Here is an 8,660-nt window from a genome sequence, read left to right on the forward strand (position 1 = left end):
CTGGGAGGAGGCATTTGTCGTTAGGGTTCTTGTTGAGAACGGTCTTATAGATGGAGTAAGCAAAAGGAGAGAAATCAGCGTGGATGGGATTCCGATTGAAGTTCACAGGGCTTTTATTGACGCTATCTTCAAACTTGTTGAAATGTCCCTGTGATTAGATGCCGAACTCTCTTTTTGTTTCATCCACTATCCTGTTTATCTCCTCTTGGGAGAGCTTTTTAGTCGCCTCGGCCAGAAGAAGCACTTCAGGTGTAATCCTCAGGAGGAGATAAGTTTTTTCAGTGCCTAATATTATATATCTGTCCGAGGCCTCGAGTTCCGAAAGTGCCCTAAAAATTTCTGGGGTCTTTGCAGACAGTTCCTCATATTTCTCAAAGTTCCCCATTATCGGCAGTCCCTCCGAAGTCGCGTAGAGGTACCTCCTGAGGCCGTATCTTTTCGTAAGAATGCCTTTGAAGTTTCTTATTTCATCAGCACTCTTTGTTTTTAGAAATCCCTTTATCCGCTCTATTATTCTCATCTCCATTCACCCCATAGAAATTTTTACACGCCTTCTCAATCTTTTTGATGAGACCCTGAGTGCACGATAGTTTGGCCCTAAAAAGCTTTTTGATTTCCCTTTCGTAGGATTTATAAACCTCTTTTAGGGACTTGGGAATCCATACAAAGGGTATCTGAAGGTTATTTAAATGACGTGTCAGTCTGTTACTCGAACCTCGGGTCGGAACCAGAGGTGGTACCGGGGTTAAAACTACAAGTTTTGGTTTGAAGGATTTAATGACCTCCGAGTCAAACACCTGAATTATGTCCCTCAGCTTGAGTTTTTCAAAAACCCTGCAATACAGCACTTTGCAGTCGGGAATCTTTATTATCAACAAGAGCTTGGACACACTGTTTTTTCCTCCATTAATAATGCAGATTTGAACGGCCGGACTATGAGTTTTGATTATCTGTCTGAACTCTTCCCGTGTTTTTTCGGTCTTGATTGATTTATACTCCTGAATTGTTTTCCATATCTTGTATTTTGAAATTGAAATACCTTCTGACTTTAACACTATATAAATCTTGTTAATTGAATAACCCTGTTCGTTTAGCTGGACGATTCTGTCACGTATCCACACTGGCAGTTTGCGGTGTCTTCGCCCGGGCGTCTTTAACTCCGGGTTCCTGAGAATCTGCTGAATACGCCTGGGTGATACTTCAAAAATTTCCGCAATTTCTCTTATTTTTAACCCCCGTCTTCTTAGTTTTATTATTTTATTAATGTCACTTTGTTTTAGTTTCATATCCAATTGGTCGTTACTAATCAAACCGGTTTATAAACTTAAGGCTTAAAACGTCTCCATAGGTTTCAATATAACTTCCCTAAATACCCTGGCGAAATAATATCCAAACAATAAGGAGCAAATATTAAATTTTAAACAAGTTGATAAATTTTCGACGGATTTCCTGAACTTGTATACAAGATGTTAGAAAACTTTATAAAAGCTTGATAACGAGGGGATGGTGGTATCTCCCATGACGGAGGCGAAGGTCGTGGAGAGAATGAATGAGAGGTCTGAGGAAATGGCGACAAAGGTTAACAATCTGATACTCTACGGCATCTACAAGGTTTTGGGTGCTGGTGCGAGAGGGTTAGGTAATTCCATCGGTGAGGAACTCCTCCATGCCATGATGGAAGAGTATGGACTCAACTTCGAGGGTAGCAACGACCCTCAGGAACTGCTCAACCGCTTTACAGAGGTCATGATAAACACTTTCGGCTTTGCCGAGAAAGGTGAAATAGAGGTCAATGGGAACAAGGTTACCCTAAAGCTCGACAGCCCAATGGACCTCTACGCCCTTCAGTTGCTTGAAAAGAAGGGCATAAAACCTGTTCTCTATCCAATGGCAAACGCTGTTGCAGTTGCAATCAAGAAGTTCTCCGGCAAGAACGTCCTGATAAAGGAGATACGTGTCCACGACAAGCACGTTGAGGTTGACATGCTGATTCTGGGGTGATGGGAATGTTTGAAAACGTTATAGCCGACCTCCTTAGGGTTGATGGTGTTAGGGGAGTTGCCGTCGTCAGCAAGGACGGTCTTCTCATTGAGGGACAAGCCAGTGACAGAACCATAGACGTTGAGAGCGTTGCGGCGATGGTGGCTACGATATACGGTACCGCTCTGAACGTTTCCAATGAAGTGTTCCACGAGGAAGCAGTTGACATGGTTACCCTTGAGTCACCAAAGGGCAAGATAATAACAGTTGAAGCCGGTGAAAACGCAGTCCTTACGGTTCTTACAGACCCAAAGGTTAATCTGGGTCTTGTGAGAATCTATCTCAAGAGGAACGCTCAAAAGGTTGCTTCAATGCTCTAACTTTTCTTCCTTTTCCGGTGGTGGTTTATATGATTCACGGAAGGTACATTGGAGTTATAACGGATTTTGACGACCCCCTAGCAGTTAGGGAAGGGGTTAGGCGGGGCTACCTGAAGGTGGCTTGGAAGGATGAGTCCTCACTAAAGACGGGATACATTATAATAAAGGATGAAAAGATAGTTGGTTCGCTCGTTGAGAACGTTATTGGTGGTTCCAAGGTTGCAGGAAATGAGGCATTTGGAGAAATTATGAGGGCAATTAAAGATAAACTCGTTAAGGCAGTGGAAGTTTACGAGGCCGATGTGGAGGAGATACTGGGTTCCTACCCGGAGACCCGTGTGGACATTAATGAACTTCAGAGGGTAACTGGAAATGACCTTGACTCTCTGTTGATGCTCCTGAAAACACACCACGGTGGGATGAGAATCCAGAATGGCAGTAAGGAGTGGGTTATATACGTGGAGAACGGCCTTGTAAAGGCAGCCAAGGCAATTAAGGGTTCAACCCGCCGGGGTGATAGTGCTCTTAGAGAAATCCTTCGTGAGATGGGTCACCTCATTAAAGATGGTGTTTACATTGCAGGTGAAACATTTGAGTTCTCTCCTAACGATACCGTTAGCAGGGGAGACGTGTTCGTTGAGGGTTTAGAACTCCTGAAGGAAAAAAGACAGCTGGAGAAAGGCTTTTAATCCCTTCCCAGTTTTTACCCCCGGTGAGTCCATGAGGCTCGATGAGTTCATACCTGACGCCAAAACGAGGACACTCATAGAGAGAACGCGCGAGTTTGCTAGGGGCTTCTTTGAGAGGGAGGGAACACACGGCTTCAGCCACGTTGAGAGGGTGTTTAACCTCTGCATGCACATAGGCAGGGAAGAGAACGCCGACCTTGAAATCCTGGCACTGGCTTCTCTCCTCCACGACATAGCGAGGCCCCTTGAGGACAGTGGGAAGGTCGAGGATCATGCCATTGAAAGTGCTAGGATAGCTAGGCGCTTTCTTAAAAGCCTCGGCTATCCTGAGGGGAAGAGTGAAGCGGTTGCCCATGCAATCGAGGCCCACCGCTTCTCCCGTGGTCCCGAGCCGAGAACACTTGAGGCTAAAATCCTTAGCGACGCGGACAAGCTCGATGCAATAGGCGCGATAGGAATAGCGCGCGTTTTCATGTATTCTGGTGAGCACGGAAGGGACATTGAGACTTCCCTCAGGCACTTTGAGGAGAAGATTCTCAAGCTCAAGGACCTTATGTACACCGAAACGGCAAAGCGCATCGCTGAAGAAAGGCACAACTTTACGGTGGAATTCATCGAGAGGATAAGGCGGGAAATCGAGGGCGAACTTTGAGTTCTTCTCCTTTTCGCCTCACATAATAACCTTTTTAAAGGGCTTCCTGAATTAAGGGTTAGCCCATCAAGGTCATTCTAAGGAGGTGAGAACGTGAAGGCGCCAATCTGTGAGGTTTGTCTCAAGACCGACGACATTCTTTGCCCTGCTGATGAAAAGAAACTTCAGGAGGGTATAATCTCCGAGCTGGACGTTAAGGTCGCACGCTTACTCTACAAGCTTCTTGGAGACGTGGACATCGAGTTTAAGAAGGCCGTCGAGGCTGGAGACCTTATCGTCATAGTCGTTGGCGAAGGAGATGTTCCCATAACCATAGGTAAGGGCGGAAAGAACATAAAAATTCTCATTAGGGAGCTTGGTAAGCGCGTCAGAGTCATCGAGGGCATGAAGGCCGAGAGCACCGATGAGCTCAAGAAGCTCGCCTCCGACCTGCTTTATCCAGCCGGCGTTTTCGGTGTTAACGTCGTTTACAGGCCCGGTGGCGAGACCTACTACAAGGTTCTCGTCTTCGGCAGGGACAGGAAGAAGCTTCCGGAGAAGCCGGAAATCCTGGAGAGTGTTCTCAGCCAGATAGTTGGTAATGAAGTCAAGATTTCCTTCGTCTGATTTTTCTTCTCCTTATCGAATACCTTTAAAAGCTCGCCCCTACTCCTTCTGGGGATGGCCATGTACAGGACGCACTACTCGAGCGAGATTACGGAAGAACTCAACGGCCAGCGGGTTAAGGTTGCTGGCTGGGTGTGGGAAATAAAAGACCTGGGCGGAATCAAGTTCCTCTGGCTGAGGGACAGGGAGGGAATAGTCCAGATTACCGCCCCGAAGAAGAAGGTAAGCCAGGAGATATTTAAGCTCATTCCAAGGCTCAACAGCGAGGACGTTGTTGCGGTTGAAGGCATCGTCAACTTCACACCCAAGGCAAAGCTCGGCTTTGAGATTCTCCCGGAGAAGCTCGAAATACTCAGCAGGGCGGAAAGCCCTCTCCCACTTGACCCGACGGGAAAAGTCAAGGCAGAACTCGATACGAGGCTTGACAACCGCTTCATGGACGTAAGAAGGCCCGAAGTAATGGCGATATTCAAGATACGCTCCAGCGTTTTCAAGGCAACCAGGGATTTCTTCCACAACGAGGGCTTCATCGAGATTCACACGCCCAAAATTATAGCTACAGCGACCGAGGGCGGAACCGAGCTCTTCCCGATGAAGTACTTCGAGAAGGATGCCTTTTTGGCACAAAGTCCACAACTCTACAAGCAGATTATGATGGCAAGCGGTCTGGACAGGGTCTATGAAATAGCACCAATTTTCAGGGCTGAGGAGCACAACACAACCAGACATCTAAACGAGGCTTGGAGCATTGATGCCGAGATAGCCTTCATCGAGAGCGAGGAGGAGGTAATGAATCTCCTCGAGAGGCTGATAGCTTATGTAATCAACTACGTCCGCGAGCACAACGCCAGGGAGCTTGAAACCCTCAACTTCGAGCTTGAAGAACCGAAACTGCCCTTCCCGCGCGTCACCTACGATAAGGCCCTTGAAATCCTGTCCGACCTTGGAAAGGAAATCCCGTGGGGAGAGGACATAGACACCGAGGGAGAAAAGCTCCTTGGAAAGTACATGCTTGAGAACGAAAACGCTCCACTCTACTTCCTCTACCGCTATCCGAGCGAGGCGAAGCCCTTCTACATTATGAAGTACGAGGATAGGCCGGAAATATGTCGCGCTTTTGACCTCGAGTATCGCGGTGTGGAGATAACCTCCGGTGGCCAGAGGGAGCACCGCGTTGATGTTCTCGTCGAGCAGATTAAGGAGAAAGGATTGAATCCAGCTAGCTTCGAGTTCTACCTTAGGGCCTTCCGCTACGGTATGCCCCCCCACGGGGGCTTTGGGCTTGGCGCTGAGAGGCTGATAAAACAGATGCTCGACCTTCCCAACATCAGGGAGGTCATCCTATTCCCAAGAGATAGGAAGAGGCTTATACCGTAAGGCCTTTATACCTTCCCCCCTTTCATTGTGTAGGCAGTTGTGTACATATTGGTGTGTGGAGGTATGCATAATGAGAAAACCTGTGGCTTTAATCCTGATAGTGCTCCTGTCTTTATCAATGCTTCATATCCATCGAGTAAGTGCTTCAGAAATTAAGTACGCCAGTATTACGGGTATCAGCCTGCCCTTGGGAGGCAGTGTTCAGCTTGGTCCATACACTGTCAAGTTCACAGATGCAAGCCTTACTTGGGACAGCGTGTATCTCACAGTAGAGGGACCGGACGGTCAAATGAGTGCAGTTCTCAAGGTGGGTGGTTCTTTGGCGTACCCCTCCAGCGACCCCACTAAGATGCTCCTCAACGTTTCTGTACTGTGGATAAGGAGTGACACGAAATCCGTGCTCCTAACAATAAGCTCCCCCCTAACAAAGCTTTATTCGGATAAGGCAATACCAGTTGGAACCGAGTTCTCCCTTCCATCGGGCTTTCCTCCGATAAAGATAAAGCTGGTTTCCACCTCTGACACCGATGCAACCTTTACTGTTACAATGCCGTATGGCGCTACCTACACACTGGAAATCCCGAAGGGCGAGTCAAGGTCTGTATCCTACAAGCTTGACGAGATTCACACCTACGTTAACTACCTGTCTATTGAGGTTCTCAACACTACCAAGAACAGCGGTGCAGTAATCAACCTATACGTTCCCAGGGTTGCATCCACGACCCTAAAGATAACAACGCCCGGAGAAACGAATCCCGAAAACCCTATTACCCCCGTTGTTAAAACGACACTCCTCTACGATGATATCATTTACGTTGGCGAGAGGCTTCCTGTTAAGTACAACGGCACAACCTACTACTTCAAGCTCCTCTCGGTGATTCCCGACATGGCGAGGGTTGAGGTTTACACCGCTAACGAAACCTACGCAAACTATACTCTTGAGGCCGGTGACGTTCCCAAGGCCGTTCCCGGAACACCTTTCCTCGTGGCAATCTCAAAGACCCAGCCCGACTACAAGAGGGCCGTCCTTAAAGTTTATGGCCCTATCGAGGCTCAGGTAATTCCGATACTCCGCTCAGCTAAAGTAGTTGCCAACATAACCGCCGTTCCGAAGAAAGTCCTCCTTGGTCAGGACATAGTGCTCTCGATAGGCGTTGAGAACCTCGGAAGGGGAGATGCCTATAAGCTGAACGTTGCGGCGCCGATTCCAAACGGCTTCCAGCTGGTGAGCATGACAAAGAGCTGGCAGATAAATAACCTTCCCGCCTTCACAAAACTTCCAATGCTCGTCTACGTCCTCAGGCCGACTAAGGTTGGAAAGTTCGACATCGGTAAGGTTCTCGTGACTTACTACGACGACCAGAGCCTCGAAACCGGAAAGATGAAGACCGTTTATTCGGCTCCGCTCACCGACATCGAGGTTTACGCTGTACCGAAGCTCTCCCTTAATGCCCTCGCTTACAATGGCACCTGGAGCAACTACGTTACTGCTAAGGTAAACGATACCATAACACTTGCCCTGACCCTTCAGGCTTCAAAGGGGGACCCTGCCTACGAGTTCATAAAGAACGCGACGCTCATACTGAGTTATCCGAAGTCCCTGAAGGGACAGAGCGTCATAAACTTGGGCACAATAAGGGCTGGGGAAACAAAGACTGTCAAAGTCCCTCTACGGGTTATGGATGAAAACCTGTCCCTCGTGAAGGCCACGCTCAGGTACCTCGACCCCCTTGGCAACCAGCACGAGCTGAGCTTTGGCACGGTCGCAACAATCAACAGTGTGCCTCCCGAGGTTGTCGTGAAGACCGTTAAGGTCTGGCCGAAACCGGAGGAACTCCCGGCTTACATCAACCAGACCCTCGCAAATGTGGACAACGCAACGCCTATAGCGGAGCAGATACTTGACGTGGTTTCACCCTACGTCCCAAAGAAAAGCAACCCCTGGAAGCCCCTGGCGGTAATTTTCATCATAGTGACCCTTGCCCTCGCTGGAGTTAGCTACAACTACTGGCGCGAACTTGAGGCCCTCAAAGAAAAAGTCCTCAGAAAGAAGCAGAGGCGCCCGGGAGGACTGCCCAAGAAAGAGGAAGAGGAAAGCGAGATTGAGCTTCTTTAGTCAATTTTTTAAACCCTTCTCAAAACTTTTTCCCATGAGCCCCTTTAAGTACAAGCAGGTTATCGTTTCAAGGAAGGACTTAAAGCTCAGCAAGGGGAAGTTCGCGGTTCAAGTGGCCCATGGAGCCGTCACGGCAACTCTCAAGGCCCAGAAGGAGAAGCCGGAGTGGTTTAAGGCCTGGTTCAACGAGGGACAGAAGAAAGTTGTTGTAAAGGCCGAGAACCTTGAGGAACTCTTCCAGCTGAAGGAGAAAGCAGAGAGGCTCGGACTTCCGACTGCTCTCATAAGGGATGCCGGCTTAACCGAGATTCCACCCGGGACGATTACGGTTCTGGCAATAGGGCCGGGCCCGGAGGAGCTCGTTGATAAGGTCACCGGACATCTGAAGCTGGTGTGAGGCATGGACTATCGCGAGTTCTTCTCCCACTTTGGTTATCTGAGCGAAAAGCCCGGGATAGGCGGAAGGATAAAGGTTTTTCCAGAGGACTTCGTGGTTATCGAGGAGCCTTTGCCTTCAGTCTTTGAGGGGAAGAAGCACGCAGTATTTCTCCTCAAAAAGCGCAACTGGGACACTATGACGGCCATAAAGGAGATAGCGAAGCGCGCTGGAATAAGCTACCGAGATATAGGCTTCGCCGGAACCAAGGACAGGCACGCCGTAACGTATCAGTACATCAGCGTTCCGGCAGATGCTAAAGATAAGGTTGAGAGCGTTCAGATAAGGGACGTTGAGCTGAAGTTCGTCTCATATGGCAGGTTCATCAAGCTCGGCCACCTCCTCGGAAACCGATTCAGGATAATCGTCCGCGATGTGGATGAGAAAGCCTTTGAGAGGGCGAAGGAGATAGTCGGCGAGCTCC

The 8,660-nt window shown here is 48.7% G+C and carries 11 protein-coding genes; 9 read left to right on the plus strand and 2 right to left on the minus strand.

What is annotated here, in order from left to right; all coding sequences use genetic code 11:
• Nucleotides 1-154 precede the first annotated feature (154 nt).
• Both F7B33_RS03070 and F7B33_RS03075 read right to left on the minus strand, forming a co-directional pair.
• Complete coding sequence (locus F7B33_RS03070) at nucleotides 155-520, minus strand: hypothetical protein (RefSeq protein ID WP_297073025.1); 366 nt, start codon at nucleotides 518-520, stop codon at nucleotides 155-157.
• Entirely contained in the window at nucleotides 471-1,292 is an 822-nt protein-coding gene (locus F7B33_RS03075) for a helix-turn-helix domain-containing protein (RefSeq protein WP_297073027.1), read from the minus strand. The genes F7B33_RS03070 and F7B33_RS03075 overlap by 50 nt, the downstream gene beginning before the upstream one ends.
• A 226-nt stretch (nucleotides 1,293-1,518) precedes the next feature.
• Between F7B33_RS03075 and F7B33_RS03080 the strand changes: the two genes are divergently transcribed.
• The 9 genes from F7B33_RS03080 to truD all read left to right on the plus strand — a co-directional run.
• A complete protein-coding gene (locus F7B33_RS03080; RefSeq protein WP_297073029.1) occupies nucleotides 1,519-2,001 on the plus strand; it encodes a hypothetical protein in 483 nt (160 codons plus the stop codon).
• Nucleotides 2,001-2,360, plus strand: a complete 360-nt coding sequence (locus tag F7B33_RS03085) for a roadblock/LC7 domain-containing protein (protein ID WP_297064558.1) — start codon at nucleotides 2,001-2,003, stop codon at nucleotides 2,358-2,360. Before F7B33_RS03080 ends, F7B33_RS03085 begins: the two co-directional genes overlap by 1 nt.
• Nucleotides 2,361-2,389: 29 nt before the next feature.
• Nucleotides 2,390-3,049, plus strand: a complete 660-nt coding sequence (locus F7B33_RS03090) for a DUF2226 domain-containing protein (RefSeq protein ID WP_297073036.1) — start codon at nucleotides 2,390-2,392, stop codon at nucleotides 3,047-3,049.
• A 31-nt stretch (nucleotides 3,050-3,080) separates the two neighbouring features.
• Complete coding sequence (locus F7B33_RS03095) at nucleotides 3,081-3,701, plus strand: HD domain-containing protein (RefSeq protein WP_297064561.1); 621 nt, start codon at nucleotides 3,081-3,083, stop codon at nucleotides 3,699-3,701.
• A gap of 93 nt (nucleotides 3,702-3,794) precedes the next feature.
• Nucleotides 3,795-4,307, plus strand: coding sequence for a KH domain-containing protein (locus tag F7B33_RS03100; RefSeq protein WP_297064564.1), 513 nt, complete (start codon nucleotides 3,795-3,797; stop codon nucleotides 4,305-4,307).
• Between the two features lie 60 nt (nucleotides 4,308-4,367).
• Entirely contained in the window at nucleotides 4,368-5,684 is a 1,317-nt protein-coding gene (aspS, locus tag F7B33_RS03105) for an aspartate--tRNA(Asn) ligase (protein ID WP_297073038.1), read from the plus strand.
• A 70-nt stretch (nucleotides 5,685-5,754) separates the two neighbouring features.
• Nucleotides 5,755-7,800 (plus strand): BatD family protein, encoded by a 2,046-nt coding sequence (locus tag F7B33_RS03110; RefSeq protein ID WP_297073032.1) that lies wholly within the window; start codon nucleotides 5,755-5,757, stop codon nucleotides 7,798-7,800.
• A 34-nt stretch (nucleotides 7,801-7,834) separates the two neighbouring features.
• The gene (gene pth2 / locus F7B33_RS03115) at nucleotides 7,835-8,197 is read left to right on the plus strand and encodes a peptidyl-tRNA hydrolase Pth2 (RefSeq protein WP_297064570.1); all 363 of its coding nucleotides are present in this window, start codon (nucleotides 7,835-7,837) and stop codon (nucleotides 8,195-8,197) included.
• A gap of 3 nt (nucleotides 8,198-8,200) precedes the next feature.
• A partial coding sequence (gene truD, locus F7B33_RS03120; RefSeq protein WP_297073034.1) for a tRNA pseudouridine(13) synthase TruD occupies nucleotides 8,201-8,660 on the plus strand: 460 nt, incomplete at its 3' end.

This window comes from Thermococcus sp., from assembly GCF_015523185.1.
Taxonomy (GTDB): domain Archaea; phylum Methanobacteriota_B; class Thermococci; order Thermococcales; family Thermococcaceae; genus Thermococcus.